The following is a 13,519-nucleotide window of genomic DNA, read 5'->3' on the forward strand; positions in this document are numbered from 1 at the left end:
GAGGGGCATCACGACTGGACGAGGGGTCGTCCAAGCCGTGGTGCTCATCGTGCGGTGAGTGCGGCCCACGCTCCTCTGGAGGTCGGCACGGAGGGAATCACCTGGCAGGCGTCGATGACCTTCCTGTCGAACCGCATTCGCGCAACACCTTCGTCGAGAGTGTGGGGGCTCTACGCATGAGGCCCGCCAGACTTTCCTGGAACTTTACGGGGTGTTTTTCAGCGGCGGGGCCCCCCGGACAAGTCCTGCGCGGTGACGCGCGACCGAGGGCCGCCCCATGCGTGGTGCCGTCCGGCAGTGGGCGCTTCATCCGATAGGCGATGCGGCCGTCCTCCGCTCGTGACAGCCGCTCCAGCGCACCGAGGGCCCGCGCTTCTCACAGGTGCCTGTTACTCCATCGAATCAGTGCCCTGGACCAGCGACGTCACATCGATCTCCGCCCCAACCACATACAAGGGCTCCGACGGAGTGAAACGCCACGTCAAGCACTGGCCGGCCAGATTTCTGCCGTAGACGGGGCCTTCGTGCTTGGGGCCTAGATGGAAGGCACGATTCTTTCCAGGAAAGCCCTGCGATTCGTCAATGTAGACGGCGTAAGCGCCGACGGTGCAGGACTCAGGGTAGACATGGGACACCGGTGTCGTGCATGCGGCATCCGCGAAATATCCGGGCTCAAGGTTGATCAAGTGTTGGCTTGGATAGCAGCGAAGCGTGCCCGCGGGGTCCGACCTGAACGTACACCGCGTCTCCAATTGCGTATCGACAATCTGGGTGGGCACCTTCACGGCCCCTCCCAGCTCCACGCCGCGCACGGTGAGTCGGCCATGGGTCTTGAGGTCGACCTCCTTCGCCTCGACCCAATTCCTGGCGGGAAGCTCCGCGCCAGCCCGGTAGTAGCGGACGTACCGTGGCTGAGGCGGCCGAGGCTGGCACCCGGGGTTGTTTTCACCGAGGGAACCATAGACCTGGCTGACTTCCTCGCCGACAGCCACGACATGCAGACCCGAAGGGCACGTCTCTTCCGGATTGGCATACACAGCGAAGCGCGGCGCGGTGCAGAAGAGGTAGGAGGTCGTCGCGAATGCAGGTTCGGTGCACGCCGGGTCTACCGAGGCGGAGGCGCTCGCGCCTGTCGACTCACCCGACGGCAAGCAGCGAAGTGTCCCGTCACGCGCCAACCGAACGGTGCATTCCGTATCGCGGGTGGTGTCTTGGAGCGACTGGAAGCTCTCCGAGCCATCCTCGCCCTTGATGGTGTAGGCCTTGATGCCCCTGCCGCTCTGCTTCTCCTGAAGGACGCCACGAACGAGGTAGTCGCTGGCGGCCACCTCGGGTCCCACCCGGTAGAGGTAGGCGGCGTATCTCACTTCCCGAACGCAATCTCCGTTGTAGTCCCGCTGGAAGTAGCTCTCACTCCAGGCCTCCCCCACGGTGTGGAAGCGTTGAAGCCCATCACAGGTGCCATCCGTCCTCGAGATGAGGGTGTTGAGGCCCGGTGGGCTGGAGAAGTAGGCGAGGGGGATGGAGCAGTTGGCGTCGGTGTAGCCCTGGAGGCGGCTGTCCTCGGCGTCCGTGATGTTGCCCGTGTCGGAGGCTACGCAGTAGTAGGCCCCATCGGGCGCCGCTTTCTGCCAGGTACAGGGCGTCTGGAACTGGCTGTCATAGAGCTGCTTGAACCAGCGCAAGCCATCGCTCGTGGAGAGGACCCTGGCCTTGAGCCGTGAGCCGTCCACGTGGCGCTCGATGGGCTCCGTCGCCACGGGCGCCGTCGTATCACCGCAGCCCGCTCCCCAGAGTGCGGCCAGGACCAGCCCGGTATAGATGCGCCCCATGATGTTCTCCTCGAATGAGTCGATACAGGGCGTGGCATGACGGCCGCGCCCAGCCAGCGCTCGAGCCGGCATCCGTCCTTTATCGTGCCGAGGAGAGGTGATGGCAACCCGCCGGGCGTGATGGCCAACCAACAGGGGCCTCTTCTTGACTTCCGTGCGGAAGGCAACGGCCTCCCCGAGCCTGAAGTCGGCATCCCTCAATTCATCGATTCAGTCCCCTCGACGAGCGAGGTCGCCTCGATTTCCGCCCCAACCTCATACACGGACGCGGGCGTCGGCCCCTCCAGCTCCGCGCACCTTCCCGCTTGGGCACCGTCCGCCTGGACGACATAGACGGGGCCTTCGTGCTGGGGGCCCAGATGGAAGGCGCGGTACCGCAGCCAAGGGCCCTGGGCGAAGTCCACGAAGACGGCGTACCCGCCGACAGTGCAGGGCGCGGGGAAGACAGGGGACACCCGCGTCGTGCATGCGGCATCCGCGAAGTATCCGAGCTTGAGGTCGATGCCGTGGCCCGCGGGGAAGCAGCGTTCCGTGCCCGAGGGGTCTGGATTGAAGAAGCACTCCGTCCCCAACTGTGTGTCGAAGAGCTTGGCGGGAACCTTCACCGCCCCTGCCACCTCCGCGCCGCGCACGATGAGTCGGCCATGCACCTTGAGGTCGACCTCCTTCGCCTCGGGCCAGCTCGTGGCGGGAAGCTCCGCGCCCGCCAGGTAGTAGCGGCCCTCCCGTGACCCAGGTGTGAGCGGCCGGCACGTGGGGTCGACTGCACTGGCGGGCGCGTAGACCTGGGTGACTTCCTCTCCAACCGCGATGACCTTCAAGTTCGGAGAGCACGCATCGTCCCCGTCGCTCATCAGCGAGAATCGAGGCGGGGTGCAGGCGCGGGGGGTGAACGTCGTGAGCGCGGGCTCTGTGCATGTCGGGTCCACCGAGACGGAGGCGAGCCAGCCCCTGGGTTCGCTGCTCGGAAGGCATCGAAGCTTCCCGTCACGCGCCCGGTTGACGACGCAGTTTGTGTCGTGGGTGATGTCCTGGAGCGTCTCGAAGGTCTCCGACCCATCCTCGCCCGCGATGACGTAGGCCTTGATGCCCCCGCCACTCTGTTTCTCCCGCAGGGTCCCTCGAACGAAGTGGTCGCCGGTCACCAGCTCGGGGCCTATCCGGTAGTGGGTGGAGTGGCCCAGCGGTTCCCGGACGCAGTCCCCGTCCTGGTTCCGGCGGTAGAAGGCCCCCGTCCAGGGCTCCCCCACGGAGTGGAAGCGTTGCAGCCCTTCGCAGGGGTCATCTGACCTCCTGATGAAGGTGTTCGGCCCCGGCGTCTGGAAGAGGTCGGCGAGCGGGTCGGTGCACTCGGCGTCGGTGTATTCATCGTCGTGGCTGAAATGCGAGCCACCCCGGGACACCAGGCCCACGCCGTCGTCCACACAGTAGTAGGCACCATCGGGCGCGGCCTTCTGCCAGAAACACGTTGCCTGTCGCTGGCTGTCGTAGACCCGTTGGAACCAGCGCAGGCCATCGCTCGTGGAGATGACCTGGGCCTTGAGCCGTGAGCCGTCCACGTGGCGCTCGATGGGCTCCGTCGCCACGGGCTCCGTCGTATCGCCGCAGCCCGCTCCCCAGAGTGCGGACAGGACCAGCCCGGTATAGATGCGCCCCATGATGTTCCCCTCGTATGAGTCGATACGGGGCGCGGTATGCCGGCAGCGCCCGGCCAGCGATCGGGCTGGCCTCGTCTCCCTATCGTGATTCGAAGAGGTTGATGTCACTGGGATGTAACCGCGCCACCGTCGCCCGCATGTCCCTGCTCGATTCACGAGCGCATCCATGCGCTCTGCGCGGAGGGAGACGCACTCGCGGAGGAGGGGGACCCGAGGCGGCGCTGCGGTCCTTCAAGACCAAGTTCCAACTGCTCCCCGAGCCGTGGCTGGACCAAGAGGCCACCACGTGGGTCTGCACGGCCATCGGTGACATGTTCTTCCAACTGGGAGATTTCGCGCGGGCACGGACCGCGCTCCTGGATGCGGTCCGGGCGCCCGAGGGTCTGCTTCCTCAAGGTGCTGCTGCGTCCACCCCAGGGTGCCTGACGCCCAAGGGTGGACTGTCGCGGGATGCCCGGTGGTGCGCCATCACCGGCCCAGGGTGATGACAACGTCGGCCGAGAAGGTCCTCGCCCTCATCCCGACCCTTCGGTCGCCAAACAGGCAAGTTTCCTTGCAGTGGTCGAAAGCCCTCCCGTCGCCAGGGATACACGCGGTGAGCGCGTCCCCGCCCCAGCCTGCTCCATCATCGGCCTCGGCCATGAAGTAGACCCACGATTCCTGCGTCGTGAGGACATGGACCTCCTGATTCAGGCCGATTCCCCACCACCCGCGTGTCAGGTGCCCCCCCAGCGAGCCCCCACAGTTGGCGGCGGCGGGGAACGCGATGCAAATCCAGAGGAATGAACCGTAGGTGTTGCGAAAACGTACCTGCCGGTTGCTTGCCTTGGTTTCGCCATCCAACGAGACAACCCGCGGCTGGGTCATCAAGTCTGGGCTCGCCGGAGGAACGCCCTGGATGATGCCTGGAGGTTCGTACACGGTGTTGAACGGATTGAGATCAATCCGTGGGCGCGTCTGATAGCCGCGTCCGGGCGAAGGGGGGACGCCGTAGGGCCCGGTTGGGGCCGGGAGGTCACTCCCCTCGGCGCCCCATGCATTGGACGGCCGCACGGGGAGAATCCCGCTGGCGCCCATGCCCAACACCGCGCCCGCGCGAAGAAAGCTCCGCCTGTTCATCGAAGGCCTGTTTGATTGATGCATACGAGTCCTCTCGGGCTCGAAGAGGCCTTGTCGGAAACGGGGGCCGCCTCGAGCCTGAATCGACTTCATGCAAAGCAGCCTGCCCTTGCATGCCGTTCCGACCGCCGTCATGCAATCGGTTTGCATCTTAATGAGTGGCACGTCCGGGCCCTGGGCATTCCCATGGCGTCTGTTTGGAACCCGACAGCCGTGCCCCTCCGAGGCAGTGATTGTGCCAACAGGGGGGCTGGTCTTGATTCAAGAGCGTGCGGAGTCGCCCTTGGCGGCTCCGTGCCTCAAGCGGCGGCGCGGAGCTGCTCCACGTAGGCCTGGGCGGCGGAGGCCTCCACGCCATGCAGTCGCGCCATGTCGCGCGCGATGGCGGAGGGGTCATCTCCCATGCGCAGCTGCATGCGGATGTTGTGCTCGAAGGGCTGGAGGATTCGCAGCGCGTCCGCGCCACGGGCTTCCTTGACGACGGGCGCCGCGCGCCGGCGCGAGCGCCCCATCTCCGCGCGGGCCTGCACGTAGGTGACGATGTTGGACAGCAGGTAGTACCAGGTCACGAAGAAGGAAATCGTGCCCCACCAGCCCAGGGTGACGTTGCGCAGCGTGTGGTGCCAGAACGCCTTGCCCAGACACGCCCGGCACAGGTCGGCGGCCGTCGTATGGGAGCGACGCGCGAACAACATGCCTACGTTGTGGTGCAGCTCAACAAAGACCGTCGTCTCGGACCGGGAGCAGTGGTCGCATCGCATGGCGGCGCACCCTAACGGGTTCCTCGCCCGCGTTCGAGTACTCGGATTCAAGCCCGAAAAGCCGGGCGATCCGCGCAACTCCAATGGACATGGGAGAACACCGGGAACATGGGGCCGCGGATGCCCTGGCGGCCCCGGGTCCTCCTCGAGTCCCGCGCGTCACCCCGAACCACGGTGGCGTGTGAGCGTCACCCGCGTCGGTGGACCCCCCGAGCGCTTTCCACGCGGCCCTCCCAAACCTCAGGCGCTGCCGAACACTGTCTGTATAAACGACACCGCGCGGCTCTCCACCTCACAGCAGGCCGCGCAGTCATCTCACGAATGCTCTGTCTCATCCGCGTGGACAGGTTCCGCTTCGAGGCATGTCTGGGTGACGTTGTAAGATTCCGCCGCGCTGTCGGTTACCTGCCATCTTGTCAGACAGGAATGCCAGCATTGAGCCCACTTGCCTTCCTTGAAGAGAGGCATGGGGGTGCGGAATGCGTGCTGTCCGCTGGATACTGTGCGCCGTTCTCTTCGTCACGGGATGCGCTGGCGTTGAACCCTCGACGCGCAGGCGCACTTTCCAGCAGCGTTCCGCACTCCTCGGGGAAGGGGAAACGGAGGCTCGGCATTCCCGAGGACAGAGGAGCGATGCGTTCGATGCGTTGCTTCGCGACGCGGGGCTGGAGGACCGAGACGAGCGTCCCGTGGCAGGCAGTTCGCTCACGCCGACACATGCAGCGCGGCTGCTGGAGGCGCTGACGGGCAAGGACGTGACGCTGGGGCAGTTTCCGGCCCGAGTCGCGGTGGGCTTCATGCTGCGTGAGGTGCTGGACGCGGGCGAGGTGTCGCGCGCCGAGTTGGTGCGGCGAGCCGAGCGCTTCAATCATCTGGCAGTGCTCCGGCCTGACGGGTGCCTGGCCTGGGTGCGCAGTGGCCTGACGCAGCAGCGAGTGGCTCCAGTGGAGTGGAAAGATGGAACCTTCCGCGCGCACGGCTTCGAGCTGGGTCGCTTCTACAATGGGCGCACGGGCGTCTTCCGTTTGCTGGACGACGAGCTGAGGGAGGTCAACGGCTTCGCAATCGCGGATGTCCACGACGATGCCGACGTCATCAGCCGCACGCTGGATGGGGCCGAAGAGGCATTCGTCGGGCTGGCTCTGGCGGTGGGGCAGTTCTTCTCGATGTCGCCCGCTGACAACCTCGCGGCGCTCCGACAGATGCCTGTTGCCGTGGCTGCGCTGCTGGCTTCGTCGCCTGAGTACCTGGAACGCTTCCAGTCCATGACGCGCGGCGAGCAGATTCAGGCCGTCTCCAAGCTGGTGACGAACATCATCGCCACGTGGGGCACGGTGTCTGCCACAACGCGCGCGTTTCAAGGTGCGGCGCTCGCTATGGCGGAAGTGCCGGTTCTGTCGCTCTCGGCCCAGGGCGCGCTCGCGATGGAACGTGTTGTGGTGCCGGTGGGACACGCGGCGGCGGTGCTGAGTGGCGGGCCGGGAGCGGCTATCATCCTCCAGCGAGCGGGCGAAGGGGGCAGTTCAGGTTCGACATCGCCCACTGGCGGGAAAGCTTACTCGTCGTTCAAGTCCTTCAAGCGGGCGATGGGACCAGCGGGACCAGGGAAGGAGTGGCATCACATCGTCGAGCAGACGGATGGCAACGTGGCGCGGTTCGGCCCGAAGTCGATCCACAACACGGAGAACATCGTCGCGCTTGACAAGGATCTTCACACCAAGGTCAGCGCGTTCTATTCGTCGATTCGGTATCGAGTGACTGGGTCTAGGACGATGACTGTACGAGACTGGTTGCGTAGTCAGTCGTTCGAGGCTCAAAGGGATTTCGGGTTGCGGGCTCTCGACAACGTCCGGAAAGGCGCTTGGTGATGGACGAGCTTGGAAAACTGGTTGGGGAGTTTGCGCACCACACTGTCGCGCAGACCGAGGCGGTCATGCGTGGAGACGCGAGAACCGGGAACAAGCATGCGGACAAATCTCTCGCGGCGTTTGATCGTCTCAGGGCACACGGCGACGCGGGCCGCGATGCACTGGCAACGCTCTTCGCTGATCCACGGATGGACGTGAGAACCGCTGCTGCTGCTCTCCTGCTCCGCCACAAGACGGCGGAAGCCAAGGCCATTCTCGAAGAGGCTGCAATGGGCGAGGGGCTCATTCCATTTGAGGCACAGGAAGCCCTCAAGCGGTGGGAGGAAGGAACCTGGGCACTGGACCCAGAATAGCATCAGCAGCGTGGCACCCGGCGCATGTGGCGCTCGCTGAGCGGTACGAGAGCTTGCTGGACCGAGCTGGACAATTGAAGCCGTTTCAGCCCCGACCGTAGAAGAGTGGGGGACCCGAGTCGCCCTCCCTCCGGCTCCACAACGCGGGCGGGTTCGAGCGCTAGAAGGGGACATGCCCATTGCCCCCATAGAGCCCCTTCCTGGGGGAATCTGGCGGGACGGGACGGGGCGGGATGGCGGAGGTCCAAAGTCCCAGGAAAATCGCGAGGCAAGGCGACCCTGCCTGGATATGGGCGACAAGCCCGCCCAAGCCCCCAGCTCAGTTCATCCACTCCGTCGAAACCATCAGCTCCGCGCGCCGGTTCTCCTCCAGCTCCGTCGTCGACAGCGGCCGGTCCTCTCCAAATGACAGCGTCGACAACCGCGCAGGCTCCACACCCAGTCGCCGCAGGTAATCCCTCACCACGGAAGCACGGCGCTGGCCGAGGGCCAGGTTGTACTCCGTCGTCCCCAGCTCACAGGTGTGCCCGGTGATGTTCACCCGTGCCTGGGGCCTCTTGCGCAGCGCGTCCGCGAGCTGCGTCAACGTGTCACGGAACTCGGGACGCAGCGTCGTCGAGTCGAGCTCGAAATAGACAGGCTCCAGGGCCAGGGGGAGCAGGTCCGTGTCTGAGGGCTCGGTCATGGTACCTCTGGCTATTTGCCTTCCGACCGCTCCCGACGGTGGATGGTGGAGACATCAATCCCGAGCAGCTCCGCCGCTCGCGTCTTGTTCCCGCCGCACCGCGCGACGGCCCAGGCGATGTACTCGCTTTCCAGCCGGCGCAGGGGAATGACTTCCCGTTGCGCCTCCAACAATGGGTGTTCCTCCGCGCCGCCCTCGCTGACGTGGGGACGGAGCTGCTCCAGGTCCACCGTGTCCCGGGTCCCCAGCACCACCAGCCGCTCCACCAGATTCTCAAGCTCTCGCACATTCCCGGGCCAGCGCTGCGCACACAGCGCCGACACCGCCTCCTGCGCGAAGCGCTGTACCGGAGACCTTGGATTCCGCGCCCGAGCCTGCTCGAGGAAGTGCTCGGCCAGCGCCGGAATGTCCTCGGGTCGCTCCCGCAGCGGCGGCGCCTGCAACGTCACGACATTCAGCCGATAGAACAGGTCCGCCCGGAAGCGGCCCTCCTTCACCCGGGCCTCCAGGTCCTGGTGCGTCGCGGCCACCACCCGCACATCCACCATCCGCGAGCCGTCCGCCCCCACCGCCCGCACCTCGCCCTCCGCCAGCACTCGCAACAGCCGCGCTTGCAGCTCCGGCGCCATGTCCCCGATTTCATCCAGGAACAGCGTGCCCCCATCCGCCTCCACGAAGAGACCGCGCCTCGCGCTCGTCGCTCCGGAGAACGCCCCCTTCACATGGCCGAACAGCTCGCTCTCCAGCAGCGAGTGGGGCAGGGCGGTGCAATTGACGGCGACGAAGGGCCCCGCGCGACGCGTGCCCTCGAAGTGAAGGGCCCGGGCAATCAACTCCTTGCCACTGCCACTCTCACCCCGCACCAGCACCGGCGCGCTGGACCAGGCCACGCGCTCCACCAGCGCATACAGCGCCCGCATCGCCGCGCTGCGCCCCACCATCGCTCCCAGCCGGCCCCGGTCCTCCGCCTGCTGCTTCAGTGTGCGGTGCTCGGAGCGCACCCGCCGTTCCTCCAGCGCGCGGCCCACGTACAGCCGCACCTCATCCAGCCGGAAGGGCTTGGCGAAGTAGTGCCACGCCCCTCGCTTCATCGCCTCCACGGCGTTCTCCACGCCGCCGAAGGCCGTCATCATCAGCACCGGCAGGTCCGGGTCCAGCTTGCGCGCCGTCTCCAGCACGTCGAAGCCATCCACGTCCTGCATGCGCAAATCACAGATGACGGCGTCGTACACTCCGGCGCGAAGCTGCGCGATGGCATCCGCGCCTCCCGAGGCCACATCCACCGCGTAACCCGCATCGGACAAGGGCTCGCGCAGCATCTGTCCCATCTCGACGTGGTCATCGACGACGAGAACCCGGGCTCTAACCGACATGTTGCTCCTCTCGCGCGGGGGCCGCGGCGGGCCATTGCAGCATCACACGCGTCCCCTGACCGGGTGCACTGTCCAGCTCGATGCGCCCGCCATGGTTCCGGACAATGTGCGCCACCATGGTCAGCCCCAGGCCCGTGCCCAGTCCGCGCTTCTTGGTGGTGAAGAATGGATCAAACACTTGATGCAGATGCCTCGCGGCGATGCCGCACCCGTCGTCCTCCACGGTGATGCGCACCCGACCCCAGGCCCCCGACGCATCCGCCTCGCCCGGCGTCGCCGTCAGTCGCACCCGTCCCCCCGGCTCACACGCATCACACGCGTTGAGCAGCAGGTTGACGAGCACCTGCTGGAGCTGGTCCGAGTCCGCCGCCAACGCGGGCAACGGCTGCGACACGTCCATGCTCAGCACCACGCGCCGCCGCTCCGTCTCGACGCGCAGCAGCTCCTGCACGCTCTTCACCACGGACGGCAGCGTCACCGCCCGCGACTCGGCGGGCTGCAGCCGCGAGAAGTCCAGCAACTGCCGGATGGTGCGGCTCACCCTGTCTATCTGCTCGACGATGGTCCCCAGCCCCGCGGACTGCGGGTGCTCGGGGCCCAGCTTGTCCTGCACGTATTCGGCGCGGCCCCGGATGACACCCAGCGGGGTGCCAATCTCATGCGCGATTCCCGCCGCCAGCACGCCCACCGTCGCCAGCTTCTCCGCGCGCAGCAACTGCCCCTCCAGCGCGCGCAGGTTGCTCAGGTCCTCCAGCACCAACAGCGTGCGGACGTCGGGCTGGTGCGGCTCCAGGGGCACCGCGTGGACGTTGTACTGTCCTTCCTCCGCGAACAGCCGCAGCGGCTCGCCGTGCAGACTGCGCACGCGGTTGTCGCCGCCCGCAGCGTTCACCAGCTCCTCCAGCCGCTGGATGACGGGCGCGTGGGCCTGCGGAAACGCCGCCGCCAGCGTCGAGCCCACCACATCCGGCGGCATCTTCGTGCTCAGCGCGCGATTCGCGGAGGTGATGCGTCCCGTCGTCGACAGGGCCAGCACGCCCGTGGGGATGTGGTCGAGAATCTTCTGTGTCTTGTCGTGCAGGTGGGCCAGTCGACTCGCGTGGCGCAGGCTCTCCTGGAGGGCCACGGCGCGGCTGCGCGCCAGCACCACATACACACCGAACGCGATGAGGAAGGACGAGAACAGGAACGCCGCGAAGGACAACCGCAGCACCAGGCTTCGCTCATGGGAGCGCAGCCCTCGCGTGGAGGACAGTGTCGCCAGCGGCCACAGCGCGCCGTTCTTGATGCGCACCGGCACGAAGCTCGCCACCACCTCCGCGTCTCCCAATCCCAACCCCACCGCCTCCGTCCGCTCAATCACCAGCGAACCCGCTTCACCCGCGAGCATGCGCCGTGACAGCGCCGCGAGCCCCGGAGTGCCACGGACATCCGTGGCGAGCCCCTGATAGCGAGCCGCCAGCGTCGGCGCGCTCAGCGCGGTGGGCGCTCCATGCGCGCCGAGCAACAAGAGATGCGTGTCGCTCTCCGCGGTGAGCAGCTTCAGCGGCGCGAACAGCGGCTCGGCGTCCACCAGCACCACCACCGCGCCTCCGCCCCCGGGAGCATCCTCGGGCAGCGAGGTGGCGAAGGCCCGCAGCCACCCTGTCGAATCCCCAGACAGCGGAGGCGAGGACGCGATGTGACCCGAAGCTCCCTCCAGCACGCTCCTCGCGGTGCGGGCCAGCTCCTCCGCCGGGTATTGCTTCGCGAGCGACGCGCCCGTGCGCTTGTCCAAAAGCCGCAGTCGCTCCTTCCCATCCGGCCCGAAGACGACGATGGCCTTGTATTGCCCCACGGCCTCCAACAGCGCGCGCAGCTCGCGACGGTGCTCTTCGGCCGTGCCCGGCTGGGACAGCAACTCACCGGTGAAGCGCAGGTCCTCGCCCACGTCCTCCAGCGCCTCGGACACCCCTCGCGCGGCCTCCTGGAGCTGGGCCTGTCGCTCGCGGGCGAACTGGTCCACCAGCGCCTGCCTGTCCCGCTGGATGAAATACACGGCGCCGCCGATGACGCCGGTGAGCGCCGTGCACAGCAGCAAGACTGGCAGGAGGGAGGAGCGCATGAGGGCAGATACCAACATCCCGGCGCGAGGGGGTGGGGGAAGCCCGTCAGGTGGCTCCCTCCCCGGGAACTGGCTCGTCGCGTCGGAGGCCCACTCGGGGGGCTGGCGGGGCCTCAGGGCCTCGAGGCCTGCCGGTTGAGCTTCTGCGACACCTCGCGGACCTTGCCCTGGATGTGGCGCAGGTTCGTCGGACCCATCCGCAACAGGTGCTTCTGCGCGGGCGTGAGCGCCTCCAGCGCCGGGTCCGCGTAGACGTACAGCGCGCCTTTCGCCACCACCTCCACGTCCCCGTCGAGCACCGGCACCGCAAGCACCTGCTCAAAGGCCCGTCGGAGCGTCGCCTCGAGGGAGCTGCCCGGCGGCGCGCTCTCCTGGTGGAGCCGCTCGGCCAGCCGGTGCACCTCGCGCCAGGTGTCCACCAGCACCGTGGAGTCGAGGCTGCCCACCACCCGGCCCAGCGTGTCGTACCGGGTGTAGCCCTTCTTTCCGACGAGCGTCCGGCCCTCGCGGGTGCTGCTCACCTGGAAGTCCCCGGACGGCGCCAGGAAGGCGACCACGGCCCGAGGACTCTCTCCGCTGGCCATGTTGGACACCACGGCGACGAAGCGGCGCAGGAGGTCCGCCTCCCGCAGCCAGGCGCCGAACTGCGACATCGACGAGGCTCCCGAGAGTCGCGAGCGCAGGAGCGCGTCGACCTCCGCCGTGGGCGGCAGGGGCGCATCCGGAGCCCGGTCCACCACCGAGGGCACCACGGGCGCCTGGGCGACGACGACGGTCGGCGTGTCGGGCGCTCCATGGAGCAGGCCGTGCCAGACCCCGGCTCCCGCGAGCACCGCCGCGACCAGAATCACCAGCCCCCAACCCCAGAGCGCGCCCCGTTCGAGCTTCACCATCGCACCGCCGTCGTTGTCCATGTGTCCTCCGCGACCGGACCCAGGGATTGCAGCGGTGATGCCAGCGGGAAGGGGACAGGGTGGGCGGCGAGGCTTCACTCGGGAGCGTGTGCTCCCGGAGCCGTCAGCGCGCCCGCTCGCAAGCCACGCGAGCATGGCGTTCCGCGCGCCACCCTGGCGGATTGCACCGGGGGCGCGCGGGACTCACTCAGGCTCGGGGCCGAGGCGCGCCCGCGGAACCGGCCGCCGGGGGCGGCATGGCCGACTCGGCCGTGACTTCCGCCCAACGGATGTGGAACGTCGCCGACGTCCCGTCGAACTCCTCGGGTAGCACCACCACCCGGAAGCCCCCACACAGCTCCACCGCCCGAGCCAGCAGCCCCGCGGAGAACGTGGGGACGTCCGCCAGCACATCGTTCATCCGCAGCTCCACGAAGGTGGGGCTGCGCTCAACGATTTCGACCACACTGAAGTTATTGCCGGCGCGAAAGCCCATCCCCGCGCGCAGCAGCATCCGCCGGGGGCCTGCCAGCCGGACGACGCCCAGGAGCGCGCGGCCAAAGAAGGTCCCGAAGTAGGCGTCCATGAACCGCTCGCCCAGCGAGTAGTACGCGGCTTCAGCGGGAACTCCGCCGTAGACGTGCCCAGCGGCGATGCGGAGGAACTCCTTCCACTGCTCCAGCGAATACGTCCGCCCAAGCTTCTGGTCGAGGTCCAGGCCCGCACGGCGCAGGTGCTCCCGACACGCTGGCGTGAGGCGGTTCTCGAGGGCGCGCACGAAGAGCGCTTCCACGGTTTGCGTGAAAATCAGCTTCTCGGAAGAAGTCATAGGGTCGCACCCTACACCGGTCGGCCCGTCGGATGCTCGCCCAC

The 13,519-nt window shown here is 67.3% G+C and carries 11 protein-coding genes; 2 read left to right on the forward strand and 9 right to left on the reverse strand.

From position 1 onward, the window contains the following. Positions 1-389: 389 nt before the first annotated feature. The 4 genes from HUA75_RS08210 to HUA75_RS08225 all read right to left on the reverse strand — a co-directional run bounded on the left by HUA75_RS08210 (position 390) and on the right by HUA75_RS08225 (position 5,304). Complete coding sequence (locus HUA75_RS08210; protein ID WP_174486038.1) at positions 390-1,832, reverse strand: hypothetical protein; 1,443 nt, start codon at positions 1,830-1,832, stop codon at positions 390-392. A 197-nt stretch (positions 1,833-2,029) separates the two neighbouring features. Then, positions 2,030-3,490: a hypothetical protein gene (locus HUA75_RS08215; RefSeq protein WP_174486039.1), complete on the reverse strand. Its 1,461-nt coding sequence runs from the start codon at positions 3,488-3,490 to the stop codon at positions 2,030-2,032. Between the two features lie 468 nt (positions 3,491-3,958). After that, positions 3,959-4,360, reverse strand: coding sequence for a hypothetical protein (locus HUA75_RS08220; RefSeq protein ID WP_174486040.1), 402 nt, complete (start codon positions 4,358-4,360; stop codon positions 3,959-3,961). 548 nt (positions 4,361-4,908) lie between these two features. Next, positions 4,909-5,304: a hypothetical protein gene (locus HUA75_RS08225; protein ID WP_141641198.1), complete on the reverse strand. Its 396-nt coding sequence runs from the start codon at positions 5,302-5,304 to the stop codon at positions 4,909-4,911. Between the two features lie 755 nt (positions 5,305-6,059). On the opposite strand from HUA75_RS08225, the gene HUA75_RS08230 reads away from it, so the two are divergent. Beyond that, complete coding sequence (locus HUA75_RS08230; RefSeq protein WP_371746077.1) at positions 6,060-7,238, forward strand: hypothetical protein; 1,179 nt, start codon at positions 6,060-6,062, stop codon at positions 7,236-7,238. Further along, on the forward strand, positions 7,238-7,591 hold the full coding sequence (locus HUA75_RS08235; RefSeq protein WP_174486481.1) for a DUF2019 domain-containing protein: 354 nt from the start codon (positions 7,238-7,240) through the stop codon (positions 7,589-7,591). The genes HUA75_RS08230 and HUA75_RS08235 overlap by 1 nt, the downstream gene beginning before the upstream one ends. 319 nt (positions 7,592-7,910) lie before the next feature. On the opposite strand, the gene HUA75_RS08240 is transcribed toward HUA75_RS08235, so the two are convergent. The 5 genes from HUA75_RS08240 to HUA75_RS08260 form a co-directional block, all read right to left on the reverse strand. Continuing rightward, positions 7,911-8,276 carry an OmpA family protein gene (locus tag HUA75_RS08240; protein ID WP_174486041.1) on the reverse strand — a complete coding sequence of 122 codons (366 nt, stop codon included), beginning with the start codon at positions 8,274-8,276 and terminating at the stop codon, positions 7,911-7,913. Positions 8,277-8,287: 11 nt separating this feature from the next. Further along, positions 8,288-9,649, reverse strand: coding sequence for a sigma-54 dependent transcriptional regulator (locus tag HUA75_RS08245; protein WP_141641196.1), 1,362 nt, complete (start codon positions 9,647-9,649; stop codon positions 8,288-8,290). Then, on the reverse strand, positions 9,639-11,753 hold the full coding sequence (locus HUA75_RS08250) for a nitrogen regulation protein NR(II) (protein ID WP_141641195.1): 2,115 nt from the start codon (positions 11,751-11,753) through the stop codon (positions 9,639-9,641). Before HUA75_RS08250 ends, HUA75_RS08245 begins: the two co-directional genes overlap by 11 nt. A 113-nt stretch (positions 11,754-11,866) precedes the next feature. Continuing rightward, entirely contained in the window at positions 11,867-12,667 is an 801-nt protein-coding gene (locus tag HUA75_RS08255; protein ID WP_174486042.1) for a DUF3014 domain-containing protein, read from the reverse strand. A 187-nt stretch (positions 12,668-12,854) separates the two neighbouring features. Then, entirely contained in the window at positions 12,855-13,475 is a 621-nt protein-coding gene (locus HUA75_RS08260) for a DUF2378 family protein (RefSeq protein WP_141641193.1), read from the reverse strand. Positions 13,476-13,519: the final 44 nt, after the last annotated feature.

The sequence above is a fragment of the Myxococcus sp. CA040A genome (assembly GCF_013336725.1).
Taxonomy (GTDB): Bacteria; Myxococcota; Myxococcia; order Myxococcales; family Myxococcaceae; genus Myxococcus; species Myxococcus llanfairpwllgwyngyllgogerychwyrndrobwllllantysiliogogogochensis.

Excerpts from the sequence above, each read along its gene's own strand:
- HUA75_RS08210 (WP_174486038.1), bottom strand. The coding sequence starts at position 1,832 with ATGGGGCGCATCTATACCGGGCTGGTCCTGGCCGCACTCTGGGGAGCG.
- HUA75_RS08215 (WP_174486039.1), bottom strand. The coding sequence starts at position 3,490 with ATGGGGCGCATCTATACCGGGCTGGTCCTGTCCGCACTCTGGGGAGCG.
- HUA75_RS08225 (WP_141641198.1), bottom strand. The coding sequence starts at position 5,304 with ATGTTGTTCGCGCGTCGCTCCCATACGACGGCCGCCGACCTGTGCCGG.
- HUA75_RS08235 (WP_174486481.1), top strand. The coding sequence starts at position 7,238 with ATGGACGAGCTTGGAAAACTGGTTGGGGAGTTTGCGCACCACACTGTC.
- HUA75_RS08240 (WP_174486041.1), bottom strand. The coding sequence starts at position 8,276 with ATGACCGAGCCCTCAGACACGGACCTGCTCCCCCTGGCCCTGGAGCCT.
- HUA75_RS08245 (WP_141641196.1), bottom strand. The coding sequence starts at position 9,649 with ATGTCGGTTAGAGCCCGGGTTCTCGTCGTCGATGACCACGTCGAGATG.
- HUA75_RS08250 (WP_141641195.1), bottom strand. The coding sequence starts at position 11,753 with ATGCGCTCCTCCCTCCTGCCAGTCTTGCTGCTGTGCACGGCGCTCACC.
- HUA75_RS08255 (WP_174486042.1), bottom strand. The coding sequence starts at position 12,667 with ATGGACAACGACGGCGGTGCGATGGTGAAGCTCGAACGGGGCGCGCTC.
- HUA75_RS08260 (WP_141641193.1), bottom strand. The coding sequence starts at position 13,475 with ATGACTTCTTCCGAGAAGCTGATTTTCACGCAAACCGTGGAAGCGCTC.